This window comes from Amycolatopsis sp. NPDC005961 (assembly GCF_040629235.1).
GTDB lineage: Bacteria > Actinomycetota > Actinomycetes > Mycobacteriales > Pseudonocardiaceae > Amycolatopsis > Amycolatopsis camponoti.
The window spans coordinates 177,047-194,747 of sequence record NZ_JBEXVF010000002.1 but is presented as its reverse complement, the minus strand read 5'-3'; the positions used below and the strand labels follow the sequence as shown (position 1 = coordinate 194,747).

Annotated in this window: 21 protein-coding genes; 14 read left to right on the top strand and 7 right to left on the bottom strand. The window is 71.3% G+C overall.

Annotated features, from left to right (window positions below; all coding sequences use genetic code 11):
- Window positions 1–106 precede the first annotated feature (106 nt).
- Both ABZ342_RS02760 and ABZ342_RS02755 read right to left on the bottom strand, forming a co-directional pair.
- Window positions 107–490 (bottom strand): STAS domain-containing protein, encoded by a 384-nt coding sequence (locus tag ABZ342_RS02760; RefSeq protein ID WP_360468300.1) that lies wholly within the window; start codon window positions 488–490, stop codon window positions 107–109.
- A 111-nt stretch (window positions 491–601) separates the two neighbouring features.
- The gene (locus ABZ342_RS02755) at window positions 602–1,279 is read right to left on the bottom strand and encodes a TetR/AcrR family transcriptional regulator (RefSeq protein WP_360468299.1); all 678 of its coding nucleotides are present in this window, start codon (window positions 1,277–1,279) and stop codon (window positions 602–604) included.
- 117 nt (window positions 1,280–1,396) lie between these two features.
- Between ABZ342_RS02755 and ABZ342_RS02750 the strand changes: the two genes are divergently transcribed.
- The 6 genes from ABZ342_RS02750 to ABZ342_RS02725 all read left to right on the top strand — a co-directional run bounded on the left by ABZ342_RS02750 (window position 1,397) and on the right by ABZ342_RS02725 (window position 7,257).
- The gene (locus ABZ342_RS02750) at window positions 1,397–1,603 is read left to right on the top strand and encodes a 4-oxalocrotonate tautomerase family protein (protein ID WP_360468298.1); all 207 of its coding nucleotides are present in this window, start codon (window positions 1,397–1,399) and stop codon (window positions 1,601–1,603) included.
- A gap of 90 nt (window positions 1,604–1,693) precedes the next feature.
- A complete protein-coding gene (gene msrA / locus ABZ342_RS02745) occupies window positions 1,694–2,209 on the top strand; it encodes a peptide-methionine (S)-S-oxide reductase MsrA (RefSeq protein ID WP_360468297.1) in 516 nt (171 codons plus the stop codon).
- A gap of 319 nt (window positions 2,210–2,528) precedes the next feature.
- Window positions 2,529–4,814 (top strand): M4 family metallopeptidase, encoded by a 2,286-nt coding sequence (locus ABZ342_RS02740; RefSeq protein WP_360468296.1) that lies wholly within the window; start codon window positions 2,529–2,531, stop codon window positions 4,812–4,814.
- 94 nt (window positions 4,815–4,908) lie between these two features.
- Window positions 4,909–5,424 (top strand): OsmC family protein, encoded by a 516-nt coding sequence (locus tag ABZ342_RS02735; protein ID WP_360468295.1) that lies wholly within the window; start codon window positions 4,909–4,911, stop codon window positions 5,422–5,424.
- A gap of 61 nt (window positions 5,425–5,485) precedes the next feature.
- Window positions 5,486–6,457, top strand: coding sequence for an ATP-binding cassette domain-containing protein (locus ABZ342_RS02730; RefSeq protein WP_360468294.1), 972 nt, complete (start codon window positions 5,486–5,488; stop codon window positions 6,455–6,457).
- Complete coding sequence (locus ABZ342_RS02725; protein ID WP_360468293.1) at window positions 6,454–7,257, top strand: ABC transporter permease; 804 nt, start codon at window positions 6,454–6,456, stop codon at window positions 7,255–7,257. The genes ABZ342_RS02730 and ABZ342_RS02725 overlap by 4 nt, the downstream gene beginning before the upstream one ends.
- A 19-nt stretch (window positions 7,258–7,276) precedes the next feature.
- Here ABZ342_RS02725 and ABZ342_RS02720 read toward each other — a convergent pair whose 3' ends face one another.
- Both ABZ342_RS02720 and ABZ342_RS02715 read right to left on the bottom strand, forming a co-directional pair.
- A complete protein-coding gene (locus ABZ342_RS02720) occupies window positions 7,277–7,714 on the bottom strand; it encodes a nitroreductase/quinone reductase family protein (protein ID WP_360468292.1) in 438 nt (145 codons plus the stop codon).
- On the bottom strand, window positions 7,711–8,250 hold the full coding sequence (locus tag ABZ342_RS02715) for a DUF6069 family protein (RefSeq protein ID WP_155546321.1): 540 nt from the start codon (window positions 8,248–8,250) through the stop codon (window positions 7,711–7,713). The genes ABZ342_RS02720 and ABZ342_RS02715 overlap by 4 nt, the downstream gene beginning before the upstream one ends.
- Window positions 8,251–8,356: 106 nt before the next feature.
- Here ABZ342_RS02715 and ABZ342_RS02710 point away from each other — a divergent pair, with 106 nt between their 5' ends.
- The 6 genes from ABZ342_RS02710 to ABZ342_RS02685 all read left to right on the top strand — a co-directional run bounded on the left by ABZ342_RS02710 (window position 8,357) and on the right by ABZ342_RS02685 (window position 13,514).
- On the top strand, window positions 8,357–9,304 hold the full coding sequence (locus ABZ342_RS02710) for an SDR family NAD(P)-dependent oxidoreductase (RefSeq protein ID WP_360468291.1): 948 nt from the start codon (window positions 8,357–8,359) through the stop codon (window positions 9,302–9,304).
- Window positions 9,305–9,384: 80 nt separating this feature from the next.
- The gene (locus ABZ342_RS02705) at window positions 9,385–10,962 is read left to right on the top strand and encodes a serine/threonine-protein kinase (RefSeq protein ID WP_360468290.1); all 1,578 of its coding nucleotides are present in this window, start codon (window positions 9,385–9,387) and stop codon (window positions 10,960–10,962) included.
- Window positions 10,963–11,283: 321 nt separating this feature from the next.
- Complete coding sequence (locus tag ABZ342_RS02700) at window positions 11,284–11,511, top strand: hypothetical protein (protein WP_360468289.1); 228 nt, start codon at window positions 11,284–11,286, stop codon at window positions 11,509–11,511.
- Between the two features lie 143 nt (window positions 11,512–11,654).
- Window positions 11,655–12,785 (top strand): C1 family peptidase, encoded by a 1,131-nt coding sequence (locus ABZ342_RS02695; RefSeq protein ID WP_360468288.1) that lies wholly within the window; start codon window positions 11,655–11,657, stop codon window positions 12,783–12,785.
- A 10-nt stretch (window positions 12,786–12,795) separates the two neighbouring features.
- Entirely contained in the window at window positions 12,796–13,209 is a 414-nt protein-coding gene (locus ABZ342_RS02690; RefSeq protein ID WP_360468287.1) for a hypothetical protein, read from the top strand.
- A complete protein-coding gene (locus ABZ342_RS02685) occupies window positions 13,206–13,514 on the top strand; it encodes a protease inhibitor I42 family protein (RefSeq protein ID WP_196425602.1) in 309 nt (102 codons plus the stop codon). Before ABZ342_RS02690 ends, ABZ342_RS02685 begins: the two co-directional genes overlap by 4 nt.
- A gap of 5 nt (window positions 13,515–13,519) precedes the next feature.
- Here ABZ342_RS02685 and ABZ342_RS02680 read toward each other — a convergent pair whose 3' ends face one another.
- Window positions 13,520–13,843 (bottom strand): STAS domain-containing protein, encoded by a 324-nt coding sequence (locus ABZ342_RS02680; RefSeq protein WP_360468286.1) that lies wholly within the window; start codon window positions 13,841–13,843, stop codon window positions 13,520–13,522.
- Window positions 13,844–14,139: 296 nt separating this feature from the next.
- Here ABZ342_RS02680 and ABZ342_RS02675 point away from each other — a divergent pair, with 296 nt between their 5' ends.
- Entirely contained in the window at window positions 14,140–15,345 is a 1,206-nt protein-coding gene (locus ABZ342_RS02675) for a glycosyltransferase (protein ID WP_360468285.1), read from the top strand.
- A 48-nt stretch (window positions 15,346–15,393) separates the two neighbouring features.
- Here ABZ342_RS02675 and ABZ342_RS02670 read toward each other — a convergent pair whose 3' ends face one another.
- Window positions 15,394–16,254, bottom strand: coding sequence for an SDR family oxidoreductase (locus ABZ342_RS02670; RefSeq protein ID WP_360468284.1), 861 nt, complete (start codon window positions 16,252–16,254; stop codon window positions 15,394–15,396).
- 50 nt (window positions 16,255–16,304) lie between these two features.
- Here ABZ342_RS02670 and ABZ342_RS02665 point away from each other — a divergent pair, with 50 nt between their 5' ends.
- Entirely contained in the window at window positions 16,305–16,877 is a 573-nt protein-coding gene (locus ABZ342_RS02665) for a TetR/AcrR family transcriptional regulator (RefSeq protein ID WP_360468283.1), read from the top strand.
- A gap of 44 nt (window positions 16,878–16,921) precedes the next feature.
- Here the strand turns inward: ABZ342_RS02665 and ABZ342_RS02660 are convergent, their stop codons facing one another.
- Window positions 16,922–17,659, bottom strand: a complete 738-nt coding sequence (locus ABZ342_RS02660) for a Sir2 family NAD-dependent protein deacetylase (RefSeq protein ID WP_360468282.1) — start codon at window positions 17,657–17,659, stop codon at window positions 16,922–16,924.
- Window positions 17,660–17,701 lie beyond the last annotated feature (42 nt).

Genomic DNA, 17,701 nt, shown 5'->3' with positions numbered 1-17,701 from the left:
CCCGGCCGAAGACACCGCGGGCGGGCAGCCGCGGCCGGGGTGGCTGGGCTGTTCCGGCGGCGGGCGCCCGGCGGCGAGGTGCGGCCGTCTGACGTCCGCGTGCGGGTCAGCCCGGCAGCCACCGCATCTCCACCGGCTGGCAGGCGGCGATCGCCGTCAGCCGGCTCGGGAAGACCGGGACCCGGGTGGCCAGCCCCGTCAGCCGCACCACCCGGTCGGCCGCGCCGCCCGGCGGGACGATCAAGCAGCCGGTGATGCCGCGGTCCCGGCAGCTCTCCACCGCCTCGAGCAACCCCCGGGCCCCGCGCACCGACAGGAACCGCAGCGCCGTCAGGTCGAGGACCAGCAGGTGCGGCTCCGGCAGTTCGCAGATGGCGGCTTCGATCACCGTCGTCCACCGCAGCACGGTGCCGATGTCCAGCTCGCCTTGGATTTCGACGACCAGCGCACCGCTGGTCCGCTCCGAGAGCGTCACGTCGTGGTCGCGCATCGCGCGCCTCCCCGGAACCGGATCGGGGACCGGCCCCGGCTCATCGTCCCACCCCCGCCGCCCCGAAGGAAAAGTTGCTCGCGGACGGCCCAACCGGCGCGGCCGTCCGGCTCAGCGTCCACTGTGGACGCTCAACCGCGCCAGCCACTCCTGTAGCAAGGTCACTTCGGCGGCCGTCAGGTCCCCCGGTACCGCGGAAGGCAGCTGAGCGGCGAGCGTCGTCGCCGTCGCGGCGACGTCGTCCGGCTCCGGCCGCGGCGCCGCGAGGACCGCGGCCAGCACGCTTTCGCGCACCCGGACGGAAAACCCGGCGTCCGGGTAGAGCTCCGGCCGCGTGATCATCGACAGCGCGACACCGGCGTTGGCCGCCATCACCATCTGCGCGGCGAGCGGCGGCGGCAGCGTCAGCCGTCCCGCCGCCGCGCAGCGCTCCAGGACCGCGAGCAGCAGGCCGTGCGCCTCGGCGGCCGCCCCCGGCGGCGTCGACAGGCCCGAGTACATCAGGCGGTAGTGGTTGGGGTGGGCGAGCGCGAACGCGACGTGGTTGTCCCAGCCGTCGCGCAGGTCGCGCACCGGGTCGCCGGACGGCTTCGCGGCCCGCTTGCCGGCGAGGTACCGCTCGAACCCGTGGTCGACGACGGCGGCGAGCAGGCCTTCCTTGTCGCCGAACTGCCGGTACAGCGCCGGCGCCCCGACGCCGGCCGCTTCGCAGACCGCCCGCGTGGAGAAGTCGCCGGAGTGCGCCAGCAGGTCGGCCGCCGCCTCCAGGATCCGCGTTCTCACGTCCACCCCCTCGACGCTACCAGCGAGTATCATCGATATCAAGTAGAGGGTAGCGTCGATTCGTCGCTCGTGTTAGCGTCGATTACGCAAGCACGAAACCATCGATAACAAAGGACGCTCACGATGCCGTTCGCCAACTTCAAGGTCCCCACCGGCACCCTCACCCCGGAGCAGAAGGAGCTGATCGTGACCCGCACCACCGACCTGTACGCCGAGATCTACGGCGACCGCGCCCGCGCGAACACGATGGTGCTGGTCGAGGAGGTCGCCGACGGCGGCTGGGGCATCGGCGGCGACGTCCTCACCCTGGCGAAGCTGCAGGCCGGGTGACGTCAGGCTTCCGTAACCCTCTCGTGGAATCATCGGTGTACCGCCGAAGTTGTACAGGTGGCAGCACCAGACGAGAGAAGGAGTGACGCCGTGAGCACGTCAACCGAAAGGGCCGTCCTGGCCGGCGGCTGCTTCTGGGGCATGCAGGAGCTGTTCCGCCGTCAGCCCGGGGTCATCTCGACCCGGGTCGGTTACAGCGGCGGCGACGTCCCGAACGCCACCTACCGCAACCACGGCACGCACGCCGAGGCCATCGAGGTGGTCTACGACCCCACCCGGACCACGTTCCGCGACCTGCTCGAGTTCTTCTTCCAGGTGCACGACCCGACGACGAAGAACCGTCAGGGCAATGACATCGGCCTGAGCTACCGCTCCGCGATCTTCTTCGAAAACGACGAGCAGAAGCGCGTCGCCGAGGACACGATCGCCGACGTCGAAGCGTCCGGGCTGTGGCCGGGCAAGGTCGTCACCGAAGTCAGCCCGGTGGGCGACTTCTGGGAGGCCGAGCCGGAGCACCAGGACTACCTGCAGCGCATCCCGAACGGGTACACGTGCCACTTCGTGCGCCCGGGCTGGAAGCTCCCGAAGCGCGAGAAGACCGCCTGACACACTCGTACCACGAAGGCCCCTTCGCCGATCCACTGGCGAAGGGGCCTTCGTCGTTTCGGAGGCGGGAAAGATCACCCGAACGGCGGTGATCCGGCTCCCGTCCTGAGTGGACGGTCAGCCGATCGAATCCCAATAGCGGGATATGTCCCTTTTGGGAGTTATTGCGTCCGGTAGATAAGACCGTACGTTAGTCGCTTGTTCACGAGGCTCCGGCACCGGATTCTGATTTCCGTTCCACAGCACCACCTCTCGTCCCCTTGATCCGGCCCGGTCTCGAACCCGGGTCTGGTTCACCCTGCCCGGAGGAGATCCCTCGATGGAACTGAGACGTCCAGTCGTCTTGGCAGCAACCGGCATACTCGTCGGCGCGCTCTGCATCACCGGTACCGCACAGGCGCAACCCACCCCGAACGCCACCCCGGACGCGGCTCCGAGCGCCCTGGCCCAGGCCACGACCGCGGCCGCCGGCCTCGTGGCGAGCAGGCCCGCCGCGCTGCACGCCAGCGCGGACGACGTTTTCCAGGCCCAGAAAGCGATTTCCTCGACGAACGGCCTCCAGTACATCCCCTACGAGCGCAGCTACAAGGGCCTGCCCGTCGTCGGCGGCGACTTCGTCGTGGCGACCAACTCGACGGGCCAGGTGCTCGGCACCTCCGTCGCGCAGGACCAGACCATCAACCTCGCCTCGACCACCGGCAAGGTGACGAAGGCCGCGGCCGAGGCGACCGCTCGGCAGCAGCTGTCCGCCGTGGACAGCGTGAGCCCCGCCCAGCAGGTCGTCTACGCGCTCGGCTCGCCGACGCTGGCCTGGAAGAGCACGGTCGTCGGCCGCGACGCCGAAGGCCCGAGCCGGCTCGACGTCATCGTCGACGCCGGCACCGGCAAGGTGCTGAAGACGCAGGAGCACGTCCTCAACGGTGACGGCACCAGCGCGTGGAACGGGCCGAACCCGGTGCACCTCGACACCACGCACTCGGGCAGCACGTACTCGCTGAAGGACCCGACGATCACCAACACGTCCTGCCAGGACGCGGCCAACAACACCACCTTCAGCGGGCCGGACGACCTCTGGGGCAACGGCACCGCCAGCAACCGCGAAACCGGCTGCGTCGACGCGCTGTTCGCCGCCCAGACCGAGAACAAGATGCTCTCGCAGTGGCTGGGCCGCAACAGCTTCGACGGCAGCGGCGGCGGCTGGCCGATCCGCGTCGGCCTGAACGACCAGAACGCCTACTACGACGGCACCCAGGTCCAGATCGGCAAGAACACCGCCGGTGGCTGGATCGGCTCGATCGACGTCGTCGCGCACGAGCACGGCCACGGCATCGACGACCACACCCCGGGTGGCATCTCCGGTGCGGGCACGCAGGAGTTCGTCGCGGACGTCTTCGGCGCCTCGACCGAGTGGTTCGCGAACGAGCCCGCTCCCTACGACCAGCCGGACTTCCTCGTCGGCGAGCAGGTCAACCTCGTCGGTTCCGGCCCGATCCGCAACATGTACAACCCGTCGGCGCTGGGCGACAAGAACTGCTACGACAGCTCCGTCCCCAACGGTGAGGTGCACGCGGCCGCCGGCCCGGGCAACCACTGGTTCTACCTGCTGGCCGAAGGCACCAACCCGACCAACGGGCAGCCGACCAGCTCGACCTGCAACAGCTCGACGATCACCGGCCTCGGTGTCCAGACCGCGGTGAAGATCTTCTACAACGCGATGCTGCTCAAGACCACCAGCAGCTCGTACCTGAAGTACCGCACCTGGACGCTGACCGCGGCGAAGAACCTCTTCCCGGGCAGCTGCACCGAGTTCAACACCGTCAAGGCGGCGTGGGACGCGATCAGCGTGCCGGCGCAGTCGGCCGACCCGACCTGCTCGGCGACCGGCACGGTCACCGTTTCGAACCCGGGCAACCAGTCGACCGTCACCGGCACCGCGGTGAACCTGCCGCTGTCGGCCAGCGGTGGCACCGCGCCGTACTCCTGGACCGCCACCGGCCTGCCGGCCGGCCTGTCGATCAACGCCTCCACCGGCACGATCTCGGGCACCGCGACCACCGCGGGCACCTCGAGCGTCACGGTGACGGCGAAGGACGCGGCCAACAAGACCGGCACGGCGTCGTTCTCCTGGACCGTCGGCACCACCACCGGCTGCTCCGGCCAGAAGATCGTCAACGGCGGCTTCGAATCGGGCAGCGGCAGCTGGACCGGCACCACCGGTGCCATCGGCCAGTGGGCGTCCTCGGGTGAAGCCGCGCACGGCGGCACGTACAGCGCTTGGCTCGACGGCTACGGCTCCACGCACACGGAGTCGGTCGCGCAGTCGGTCAGCATCCCGGCGGGCTGCCACGCCAGCCTGACGTTCTACGTGCACATCGACACCGCGGAAACGACCACCACCACCGCCTACGACAAGCTGACCGTCACCAACGGCAGCGCGACGCTGGGCAGCTACTCCAACCTGAACAAGGCGTCCGGGTACGCGCTCAAGACGATCGACGTTTCGTCGGCCGCCGGCGGCACCCTGGCGCTGAAGTTCACCGGCACCGAGGACAGCTCGCTGCAGACGTCGTTCGTGATCGACGACGTCGCGGTGACGCTGAGCTGAAACCGCTGAATCCGCACTGAAAAGGCGGGGAGACCGGAAAATCCGGCTCCCCGCCTTTTCGCTTTCCGCTGTCCGCGGGGGGCAGAATCGGCCCATGGACACCGAAGAGCTGCGCGCGACCCAGGCCCCGTTGAAGGACAAGTACCGCGAGCAGCCGGAGAGCGCCGTCGTCACGCTGCACGCCGACGCCGAGCTCGACGGCCTCGGGATCTCCTGCAAGGTCGAAACGGGCCGCGCGGTCGTGGAAGCCGGCCTGCACCCGGCGACCGGCGGCGACGGCACCCTCGCGTGTTCCGGCGACATGCTGCTGGAAGCGCTCGTCGCGTGCGCCGGTGTGACGTTGCGGGCGGTGGCGACGTCGCTGGGCCTGGAGGTGCGCGGCGGCCGGGTCCGCGCCGAAGGCGAACTGGACTTCCGCGGCACTCTCGCCGTCGCGAAGGACGCGCCGGTGGGCTTCCGCGCGATCCGGCTGTCGTTCGCCCTGGACACCGACGCTTCCGAAGAGCAGCTCGCCACGCTCGAAAAGCTGACCGAGCGCTATTGCGTCGTGTTCCAGACGCTGCGGACGCCGCCGGAACTGGCCGTCACGCTCGCGGCGGCTCAGGGATAATCCCGGACGACAAAGCGGGCGCCGTGGCCTAGCTTGGCGGGGTCACGAGAGGGGAACCGCCATGCCGGAACCGGACAGCGCCGTCCAAGTGCGCGGGCTCGTCAAGACCTATGGTTCGACCCGCGCGCTCGACGGGGTCGACCTCGACATCCCGGCCGGGCGCGTGCTCGGCCTGCTCGGCCCGAACGGCGCCGGGAAGACCACGATGGTCCGCATCCTGACGACGCTGCTGCGGCCGGACTCGGGGTCGGCGCGGGTGGCCGGGTACGACGTCCTGACCCAGCCCGACGAGGTGCGGCAGCGGATCGGCCTGTCCGGCCAGTACGCGGCCGTCGACGAGAACCTCACCGGGTTCGAAAACCTCTACATGGTCGGGCGGCTCTACGGCAGGCGGAAGTCCGCCGCGCGCTCGCGCGCCCGGGAGCTGCTGGCCCGGTTCGCGCTCGAGGATGCCGCGGACCGGCCGGCGAAGGGCTATTCGGGCGGCATGCGGCGGCGGCTCGACCTGGCCGGCGCGCTGGTCGCCGAGCCGACCGTCGTCGTCCTCGACGAGCCGACCACCGGCCTCGACCCGGGCGGGCGCCTCGACACCTGGGGCGTCATCAAGGAGCTGGTCGCGGACGGCACGACCGTGCTGCTGACCACCCAATACCTCGAAGAGGCCGACCAGCTCGCCGACTCGATCGTGGTGATCGACCACGGCCGGGTGATCGCGCGCGGCACGGCCGACGAGCTCAAGGCGCAGATCGGCGGCGAACGGCTGGAGCTCGTCGTCGCCTCGGCCGCCGACCTGCCGGCCACCTTGGAAGTGCTGCGCGAGGTGGGCACCGGCGAACCGTCCGGCGACGACCACACGCGGCGCGCCGAGATCTTCGTCGACACCGGGCCGAAGGCGCTCATCGAAGCCCTGCGCCGGCTCGATTCCCACGGCATCGCCGTCCAGGACGTCGCCCTGCACCGGCCGACGCTCGACGACGTGTTCCTGTCCCTGACCGGCCACGGCGCCGAACCCGCCGAGGAGGTGGCGAAGTGAACGCGATCGCGAAGGGCATCTCGGACGGCCGCATCATCACGTGGCGCAACCTGATGAACGTCCGCCGCAACCCCGACTGGCTGATGGCCGCGACCCTGCAGCCGATCATGTTCGTGCTGCTGTTCGCGTACGTCTTCGGCAACGCGATCGGCGGCGAGTCGGGCGGCGCGGCCTACCGCGAGTTCCTCATCGCGGGCATCTTCGCCCAGACGGTGGCGTTCAACTCGGCGTTCACCGTGATCGGCTTCGCGAACGACCTGCAGAAGGGCATCATCGACCGGTTCCGCTCGCTGCCGATGTCTCGCATCGCGGTGGTCCTCGGCCGGACGACGTCCGACCTGGTGGTCAGCGTGGTGGCGCTGGTCGTGATGTCGGCGTGCGGCCTGATCGTGGGCTGGCGGATCCGCGGCAGCTTCTGGGACGCGCTGCTGGGGTACCTGGTGATGCTGATGTTCGCGTGGGCCCTGTCGTGGGTCGGCGCGCTGATCGGCCTGGCGGCGCGCAGCGTGGAGGTGGCGCAGAGCCTGGGGCTGGTCTGGATGTTCCCGCTGAGCTTCATCTCGTCGGCGTTCGTCCCGACGCAGACGCTGCCGCCGTTCCTCAAGGCGATCGCGGACTGGAACCCGTTCACGGCGGTGATCAACGCGACGCGCGACCTGTTCGGCAACCGGTTCGGGCCGGCGCCGACGGGGTGGCCGGCCGAGAACGCGGCGCTGTACGCGATCCTGTGCTGCGTGGCGATCATCGCGGTGTTCGCCCCGCTGGCCACGGCGAAGTACCGGCGGGTGGCGAGCAAGTAGTCCCGGTCCGAAGAGGACTTCAGCCGAGGTCCTCTTCGGACAGTTCCACGATCGGGATCACCCGCTTGGCCTTCCGGGCCTTCGCCTGGTGGTCGACCAGGAACGGGTAGTGCTTCTCCAGCTCCGTCCACGTCCGCACGTAGTCCGCCCCCAGCAGCGGCAACGCCTCCCCGTCGAACGTCGCGCCGTCCACCTCCACCTTCACCCGGGAATCCGCGATCAGGTTCAGGTACCAGCCCGGGTGCTTCGCGGCCCCCATGTTCGAAGCCACGACCAGCAGTCTGTCGCCGTCGCGGTGGTACATCATCGGCACCGTGCGCCGCTTACCGGAGCGCCGGCCCGTCGTCGTCAGCAGCACCAGCCGCTCGCGGTGCATGCCTTCGACCTCGCCACCCGCCCGGAACTGCTCGATCACGCGGCGGTTCGTCGTCCGCACGTCGGCGGTGTCCACGCTCACTGGTCGTAGTAGCGGGTCGTCGGCGGCGGCTGTTGCGGGTACTGGCGCGTCGGCGGCGCGGGTTGCTGCTGGCTGCGGCGCCGGTGCAGGGTGCGCGCGCTGGCCGCCATGCTGTTCACCACCGTGGCGATCACCAGCCCGATGACTAGGTTGATGGCGGCCGTGGCGATCTTCGCGCTCGGGGCGACGGTCAGCGTCAGCGGCAGGACCACCGCGATCAGCGTCACCAGCACCATGATCCAGCCGAAGAACTGCGACGGCGCGGGGGTGGCGACGCTGAGCAGGTGCATCAGCCCGGTGGCGAGCAGGGCCACCGCGGCGGCGACCAGCGCGTACGTCGTGGTGCTCGCGTTGCCCCAGACGCCCTCGCCTTTTGGGGCCAGCACTTCGACCTCGAAGACGCCGCGCGCGATCAGCAGCCCGACCACCGCGAGCAGGGCGGCGATCACCGCCGTCGCCACGCCGCCCGCCCACAGCCTGCGCGCGTCGATCCCCGGGCGGACGTCCTGGGGCTGGTTCCCGTAGTAGTCGGCCATCAGAGCCTTCCTAGGTCGGCGGCGCCTCTCGGCGTCGATTGTCCCCTGTTTCGGCTCCGGCCGCGCGACTTGCGCTGGAGTGCGCTCCAGCTCTTACGGTCGGGGCATGAGCACCGCACAGCACAAGATCGGATCGGGCTTCGGCGCCACCACCACGGCCGCCGAGGCCATCGCGGGCGCCGACCTCACCGGGAAGCTCGCCGTCGTCACCGGCGGCTACTCCGGGATCGGCCTCGAAACCACCCGCGCGCTCGTCGGCGCCGGCGCCCACGTCGTCATCCCGGCCCGCCGCCCCGAGGCCGTCCTCGACCGTGCCGGCGTCGAGGTCGACCGCCTGGACCTGGGCGATCTCGACAGCGTCCGCGACTTCGCGGACCGGTTCCTGGCCACCGGGCGGTCGATCGACCTCCTCATCGCCAACGCGGGCGTGATGGCCTGCCCCGAAACGCGCGTCGGCCCGGGCTGGGAAGCCCAGTTCGCCACCAACCACCTCGGTCACTTCGCGCTGGTCAACCGGCTGTGGCCGGCCGTCGCCGAGGGTGCCCGCGTCGTCTCGCTGTCCTCGCGCGGCCACCACTACTCCCCCATCCGCTGGGACGACGTCCAGTTCACCCGCGGCTACGACAAGTGGGCGGCCTACGGGCAGGCCAAGACGGCCAACGTGCTCTTCGCCGTCCGGCTCGACGAGCTGGGCGCTTCCCGCGGCGTCCACGCGTTCGCGCTGCACCCCGGCGGCATCATGACACCGCTGCAGCGGCACCTGTCGGAGGCCGAGAAGATCGAGCGCGGCTGGATCGACGAGGCCGGGAACTACCTCGTGCAGTTCAAGACCCCGGAGCAGGGCGCGGCGACCACGGTCTGGGCGGCGACGTCCCCGCAGCTGGCCGGGCTCGGCGGGCTGTACCTCGAGGACTGCGACGTCGCCGAGCTGTCGCCCGCGGACGCCGTGGGCATGACCGAATCGGGCGTCCGCCGGTACGCCGTGGACCGCGACGAGGCCCGTCGCCTGTGGACGCTGTCGGCGGAGCTGACCGGTGTGGACGCTTTCGCGTGATCTTCTGACGTTTGCCGGCCACGCGTTCGGGGTACATGGCGGCCGTGGCCGACGACGCCGGTGGAACGGGGAACGCGCCGATGAGCGACGCGGACGACGTCACGTGTGCTCGTTTCGCTCTCGGCGAGTTCGCCCTCCACCCACGCTCCCTTCCCGACCGTCCGCCGGAGCTGCTGGCCGGACGCTACGAGGTCGGCCGGCTGATCGGCAGCGGCGGCACGGCGCGCGTGTACCGCGCCTACGACGTGCGGCTCGCGCGGGAAGTCGCGGTCAAGATCTACGACCGCGAAGTGGTCGCGCTGGACCAGCGCCGCCGGCTGCGCGAGATGAGCATCCAGGGCAGCATCACCCACCCGGGCGTGGTGGCGCTGCTCGACAGCGGGGCCACGCACGGCCGGACGTACCTGGTGATGCAGCTGGTCGAGGGCGAGAACCTGGCGGAGCGGCTCCTGGGCGGGCCGATGCCCGCGGCCGAGGTGACGGCACTGGCGGACGGGCTCACCGACGCGCTGGCCCACGTGCACGCGCGGCGGGTGGTGCACCGGGATCTGAAGCCCGCCAACGTGTTCCTGTCCGCGCACGGCCCGCTGATCGGTGACTTCGGGATAGCGCACGCCCTCGACACGACGCACATCACGGGAACGGGCGTGGTCCCGGGAACGGCGGCGTACCTGGCCCCCGAGCAGGTCGGCGGTGAGCCGGCGGGCCCGCCGGCGGACGTGTACGCGCTGGGGCTGATCCTGCTGGAATGCCTGACGGGCCGGCGCGAGTACCCGGGCACGATGATCGAGGCGGCGATGGCGAGGCTGACGAGGCCGCCGCGAATCCCGGAGGGGCTTCCCCCCTCGCTGGCCCACACGATCCGCCGGATGACGCACCGCGAACCGGCCGACCGCCCGACGGCGGCGGAGGTCCGGCAGCTGCTGCACGCCCCGGCACCGCCTTGGACGACGGGACGCCTCGCCGCGGCGGGGGTGCTGCGGAGATGGCACCGAGCGGCCCCGGCGGATCGCAGGGGGCGTGGCCGGTCGGGTGCGGTGGGAGGCCGTGGCGCGGCGGATGACGGCGGGCAGATCGGCGAGTCCGGTTCGCTCGGCGCTGCGGCAAACGACCTCGGCCCAGGCAGCGGCGGCCACGGCCTGCTCGAACCCACCGCGAGCGACCTCGCCGCGGGCAACCCCGGCCACCGCGACCCCAGGTCGGACCGCTCCGGCCGTCTCGGCCCCTTCGACCCCACCGTGGCCGACACCGGCATCCCCCACCGAACCGCCCCCACCGGACCCCGAAGGATCCTCGCCGCCGTCGGGCTCTCTTCGGCGAGCCTCCCGGCCCAGCGCCGCCGGTTCACCGCGGCTGCCGGGCTTACCGCCGCGGCCGTTGCCGCCGTCTCCGCCATGCTGCTCTCCGCTCAGGAGCCCGGGACCACGCCCACGACGCCGGCCCAGCCGCCCGCGCCCAGTTCCGTCGCTCCCACCCAGGCGCCGCTCGCCGGGTCCGGGACTCCGGATCCGCGGCCCGGCGCCACCGAGACCGCCGCGCTCGAGCCCGCCGCCGTCACCCACGAAAGCCCCTCGAAGACCACGAAACCCGGCAAGCCGCCGAACCCCGGCTCGCACGGCACCGGCAAGGGGAAAGGCAAGGGCCTCGGCCACGACTAGGACCACCGGCCGGGCCGATCCGGGCCCAACGGCCCTAGCGTCGGACACCCATTCGCAATAGAACGTAAGCCGTCTCGAATTGTTTCCCCGAATTCGGACTCGAAGCAATAACGACCGGTAACCGGAACCCGTTGCGGCCCGACACACACCACGTGTCCGCACCGGCCGCGTTCCGGCCACGGACATCACCGCCGGGAATCCCCTTCCGGCCGGCTCGACGACTTTCCGGAGGTCTTGATGAGTGTCCACGCTGCCCTCGTGCGGCCGGTTTTCGGAACACCGCGCGGGCGGCACGCCAAGCCCCGCTCCGCGTGGCCGCGCATGGCCGTCAGGACGCTCTTCCTCTTGTGCGCGGCGATCTCCACCGGTGCCGTCGTCGGGGCCGGCTGGCCGCCGGTGCTGCTCGTCGTCCCCGTCGCCGCGCTCCTGCTGCTCGTCGCCGGTGCCGTGAAACTGCGGACCGCGGCCCGGAAGATCGACACCATCTTCGCCGAAGAACTGACCCGGGAAACGCCTGCCGAAATCGGCGAGAGCATCGAGATCTCCTGACCGGAAAAGATCTTTTCCCGGCGCCACAAAACTGCTCCTCGGCAAAGGGATGACGACTCTGGTGACCTCGACCGGCGCGAGAGTACAACGGTCGGGCACGGTCACCGAAGCGCCGCATGAGGCGTCCGAATCAGGGAGTCACCATGGCCGATCCCGGTACCCCCGCGTCGCCGGTCGAGCTCGACCGGGTCCGCACCGAACTGGCCGCACAGGGCCATCCCTGGGTCATGGGCGAGAACTCCATGACCATCCTCGAAGAGGACCAGCGCCGGCACCGCCTGGGTGTGCCCCTGCCGCCGGAGAGCGACCGGCGGGACCTGGAGTCGCGGGCGAAGTCCCTCGCCGCGGGCGAAGCCGCCCGGGCGACCGCCGTTTCCGGGGCCGGCGCCCCCGCTCAGTTCGACAGCCGCAACGCGGGCGGCGCCAATTACGTCACACCGATCAAGGACCAGGGCGACTGCGGCTCGTGCGTCTCGTTCGGCACGGTGGCCACGATGGAGACGGTCGCCGCGTTCACCCGCGGGCAGCCGGGTCTGAAGCTCGACCTGTCCGAGGCGCACTTGTTCTACACCCACGGCGCGAACGACAACGCGACTTGCGACACCGGCTGGATGCCCGACCGGGCGCTGAAGGCCTGCCACGACGTCGGCATCACCTACGAGGACTACTTCCCGTACAGCGCCCGCAACCGCTCCGGCGCGAAGCTGAACGCCGACTGGCCGAACCGGCTCGCGACCACGCCGTCCTACGCCGCGCTGACCGGCGACCCGGCGGCGATGAAGGAGAAGCTGGCCGCCTGCGGCGCGCTGATCGCGTGCTTCCTCGTCTACCAGGACTTCTTCTCCTACCAGACGGGCGTGTACCGCCACGTCACCGGCGAGCTGGCCGGCGGCCACTGCGTCACGCTGGTCGGCTACGACGACGCCCAGGGCTGCTGGATCGCGAAGAACAGCTGGAACACCAGCTGGGGCGACGGCGGTTTCTTCCGGATCGGCTACGGCGAGTGCGGCATCGAGACCTGGCAGGTCGAGCAGGTCGGCGCGGTGAACCTGCGCTCGTGGACCGGCACGACGTCGGTGCTGGGCCTGTGGAGCAACGACCAGGACCGCAACACGTGGGCCTACCTCAAGGACCTGGGCTGGCTCCACCTCGCTTCGGACGACGAAGTGATCAACAAGGCGATGCTCACCGAGCTCGTCACCGCGAAGCAGGGTGGCCGTCCGGTCAACGCGTTCAACAACAACAGCACGATCATCGAGACCTACGTCTTCTAGGAGCCGCGAGATGGCCGCATCGAAGAGCCCGTCCAGCGCGCCCGCGGCGGTGGCGCCCACCGCCAGCCCGGACAACGCTCCCCAGCCCCTCAGCCTCGACCAGCTGAACGCCGCGACGACGACCGTGACCACCGAGCCGAGCGTCGCCCCGGTGCTCAGCCCGCCGGGCGCGCCGCAGGCCGCCGCCCAGGCCACGACCGCCGCGGCCTGGCAGTCGACCAAGAAGGTGCTCGCGCTCTGGACGAACAACGCCGACCGCAACGGGTACGCCTACGTCGACGGCGTCGGCTGGAAACGCCTCGCGACGAACAGCGACAGCGTGCACGAGGCCCTGCTGACCCTCGCCTCGTCGGGACGGCTGGCCGGTTCGATCACGTATCCCGAGGCCGCCGACGGGCTGATCCACGAGATCTACCTCTGGTGAAGGTGCTCACGCTCGAAGCCGACGGCGCGGCGGCCGACGTCGCGCCCGGCGAGCGGCTGGAGCTGCGGTTGCCCGAGAACGCGGGCACCGGCTACCAGTGGGTGCTGGACGGTCCGGAACCGCCGCTGCGGGTGGTCGAGGAGACTCTCCACCCGGCGACGGACCGGGCCGGCGGCACCGGTGAGCACCGCTTCGTCCTGCACGCGGACGCCCCGGGCGAGACGACGCTGGTGGCACGCCACGCCCGCCCGTGGGAGCCGGGGAGCGAGCTGAGCCGGTTCCGGCTGACAGTCCGGGTGCGCTGAGGGCCTCAGCCGGCGTCCTGCCAGGGTTCGAAGCTGCGCAACAGCAGCCTGACCTGCGCCGGGTCCCGGATCTCCGCCTCGACGCCGCCCGGCATCGCGATGATCAGGTGGGTGCCGCGCGCCGCGCAACCGGCCGCCGTCGCGGCCAGGACCGCCGCTCCGCCGCCGTCGACCGCCGTGGCCATCGTCAGGTCCACCACCAGGCGGCGGGCTCCGGCGGCGTAGGCGTCTTCGACCGCTTGGTGGTACGCGGGGGCCAGGCCGCCGTCGAAGAGACCGTCGACGGTCAGGATGACCTCGTCTTCCAGGAGAACGCTGCGAAGTGTCATCCCGACCTCCTGCCGACCGGGTTTTTCCCACCGGTCCGGGTTCTTCGTAAAAGGTTACGTCACGTCCACGGGCGGCCGCAGGCTGAGAGCGTCACGGCTCGACGTCGAGACGGAGCCGTGTGGATCAACGCGTACGACGGCCCCACGGGATCCGTTCACCCGGGCCGAAGACGTGGCGAAACGCTGAAGGTTTGCCTCTCCCCATTCCAAGATATAGCGGACCCCGGGGCTTGTGGCAAGACCCGGGTGCGGGTCCACAATTCGGGCTCACCATTTCCTGCCGAGGGGATTCCTTCATGCGTGTGCTGCTGTCCACGATCGGCTCGCGGGGCGAAGTGCAGCCGGTGCTGGCGCTGGCCTCGGAGCTGAGAGCGCTCGGGCAGGACGTCCGCCTGTGCGTGCCGCCCGATTTCCGGGAGTGGCTCGAGGACCTGGGTTTCGACGTCGTGCCGATCGGTCCCGAACTGCGGGGGACCGCGGCGGACCACCACGGAAAGCCGACGCCGGACCAGATCCGGAAGTCCACCGAGGACACCGTCACCACCCAGTTCGAGACGGTCGCCGTCGCCGCCGAGGGGTGCGATGTCCTCGTCGCCTGCGGTGCCCTGCAGTTCGCCACCCGCTCGATCGCCGAACGGACCGGCGCCGCCTACGTCTACGCGAGCTTCTGCCCCATCACCTTGCCGTCCGATTCGCACGCGCCGCCGCCGATGCCGTGGCGGACGCCCGGAAAGGCGGGAAACCGCGCCCTTTGGGACGAAGACGCGCGGCGCTGGAACGCCTTTTTCGGCGGCAAGGTCAACGAATACCGGGTGGCGGCCGGGCAGGCCCCGGTCGATGACCTGCCGAGCCACGTCTTCGGTGACCGGCCGTGGCTCGCCGCCGACGCCGCGCTCGCGCCGTGGCCCGAGCCGGGCGATCCGCGGGTCGTCCAGACGGGCGCCTGGATCTGGCCGGACGAGCGGCCGCTGCCGGACGAGCTGCTCGAGTTCCTCGACGCCGGCGAGCCGCCGGTGTACTTCGGGTTCGGCAGCATGCGCGCGCCGGGCGAGGTCGCCGTGGCCGCGCTCGCCGCGGCGCGGGCACACGGCCGGCGGGCGGTCGTCGCCCGCGGGTGGGCGGGCCTCGTCGCCGGCGACGCGCCGGACTGCCTCGGCATCGGCGAGATCAACCAGCAGGCCCTGTTCCGGCGCGTGGCGGCCGTCGTCCACCACGGCGGCGCGGGCACGACGACGACGGCGGCCCGCGCGGGCGCGCCGCAGGTGGTCGTGCCGCAGATGTACGACCAGCACTACTTCGCCGGCCGGGTCCGCGACCTGGGGCTCGGCGCGGCGACCGAGCCGGGCGTGCCGACGGCTGAAGCTCTGACGTCGGCACTCGACGTCGCGCTGCGGCCCGAGGTGGCGACGCGGGCGCGGGCGTTCGCGGGGCAGGTGCGCGCGGACGGCGCGAGCGTCGCGGCGCAGAACCTGCTGGCGACGGTCCCGCTCGCGCCGGCGTGAGCGGGTCGGTTTCCCGGGGTGCCGGCGGCCCGTTCGGCGAAAGCCGGGCTACGGCAGGTACGGCCGGAGCGTCGCCGCCGTCACCCGGTCGAGGATCCGGTCGGGCAGGACGCGCGTGAGGCGGGTCAGGAAGGCGGCGTCCCGGCCGATCGTGTAGCGGGTGCGCGGGCGCCTCGCGGTGGCGGCCTCGACGATGACGGCTCCGGCCTTCTCCGCCGGCAGGCCCGCCCGGGTGAAGCGCAGCGAATGCGCGACGACGGCGTGGACGAGCCCGCCGTACCGCTGCCGGTGTTCGGGACTCATCTTCTCGGCTAGACCGGTGGCGGTGGCGGCGCCGCGGTCGCCCATCTCGGTCCGCACCGCGCCGGGCTCGACGACCACGACCTGCACGCCGTGCGGGGCGAGTTCGCGGCGGAGCGAATCGCTGACCGCTTCGAGCGCGAACTTCGTCCCCGCGTACGGCCCGTACGTGGCCATCGCGACCTTCCCGCCGACCGAGCTGATGTTCACGATCCGGCCGCGGCTGCGGTGCAGGAAGGGCAGCAGCGCCTGGGTGACGGCGATGTGCCCGAACAGGTTGACGTCGAACAGCCGCCGCCATTCGTCCAGGGGAAGCGTCTCGACCGGCGCGTTGACCGAGATGCCCGCGTTGTTGACGAGGGCGCGCAGCGGGCGGCGGTCCGCGTCGGCGGTGACGCGCTCGACGAGGGCCTCGACGTGCTCGGGTCGCGTGATGTCGAGGATCACCGGCTCGACGCCGGCGGCCCGGATCGTGTCGCCGTCGGTTTCGCGGCGGACGCCGGCGAGCACGTGGTAGCCGCGGGCGGCCAGCTGACGGGCGGTCGCGGCGCCCATGCCGGTCGAGGCGCCGGTGACGACCATGGTCTCGTTTCGATGTGACAGTGTCATATGAACCACTATGCGTCGTTCATGTGACACTGTCAACTATGCTGGGCGCCATGGTGACGCGAGCCGAAACCGCCGCCGCGACCCGGAGCGCCCTCGTGCGAGCCGCGTCCGAACTGCTCGACGAGGGCGGCCCCGAAGCGGTGACGCTCCGCGCGGTCGGAGCTCGCGCGGGCGTCTCACGCGGCGCGCCGTACGGGCACTTCGAGGACAAGCAGCACCTGCTGACCGCGCTCGCCATCGACGCATGGAACTCGGTGGCGGACGAGGTGCAGCAGCTCCGGGCCGACCTCGACGCGACGCCGGCCGCCCGGCTCGAGCGCGGCCTGCTGGCCCTGATCGGGGTCGGCCGCCGTCAGCCGCACCTGTACGCGCTGATGTTCAGCACCCCGGTGGGCGGCGACCCGGTGGCCGCCGCGGCCGCCACCCGGGTGGAGAACGAGTTCCTCACCCTCGTGGCCGACGTGGTCGGCGAGGCCGACGCCCGCCGCTACGGCGCGCTGCTGATGTCGAGCGCGCACGGCATCGCCGGGCTGGAGCTCAGCGGCCACCTGGCCAAGGAGAAGTGGACGATCGGCGGCGACGAGGTCGTGCGCCTGCTGGTCGACGCGATCCAGGCCGGCTGATCACCCCGGGCAGCAGGCGGGCGGGACCTCGCACGACCACCGCACTAGGCGCTGATCGCCGCGCAGAGTTCCGGGACCACCGTCTCGATGTCACCGCGCAGCACGAAATCAGCGTCCTCGTCGTACGGTGTCGGCTGGTGGTTGACGATCACCAGCGTCGCCCGGGCTTGCACCGCGATCGCGCACAGCGACGCGGCCGGCTCTACCTGCAGCGAGCTGCCGATGGCCAGGAAGACCTCGGCGGCCGCCGCGACGTGGCGTGCCCGCCCGAGAACCTCGCTGTCCAGCCTCTGTCCGAAAAGGACGATGTCGAGCTGGAGAACGCCCCCGCACTCCGGGCACCGCGGTTCTTCCTCGCCGCGCTCCAGCACCTCGGTGGTCGGCACCCGCAGCGGGCAGGACGTGCACCGCGTCATGTGCATGGTTCCGTGCAGCTCGAGGACTTTCCGCGCGGCGAGGCCGGCTTTCTGGTGCAGGCCGTCGACGTTCTGGGTGAGCACGCGGACCGCGGCCCCCGAACCGTCCAGGTCCGCGAGGGCGCGATGAGCCGCGTTCGGCTCGGCTCGCCACGCGGCGTGCCCGGCGTAGCCGCGCCAGAACTCCCGGCGCACAGCGGCATCGGCCATGAAGTTCTCGAGCGTGAAAGCGTTCACCGCACTCGGTGAGCGCGTCCAGACGCCGTCGGGCCCGCGGTAGTCGGGAATACCGGACGCCGTGGAGATCCCGGCGCCGGTCAGCACGCCGATCAGCCGGGCACCGCGGATCCGGTCGTGGAGCTTCATAGCAGCGAGGTTAACGACCCGCCCGCGACGCGACGACCGGAT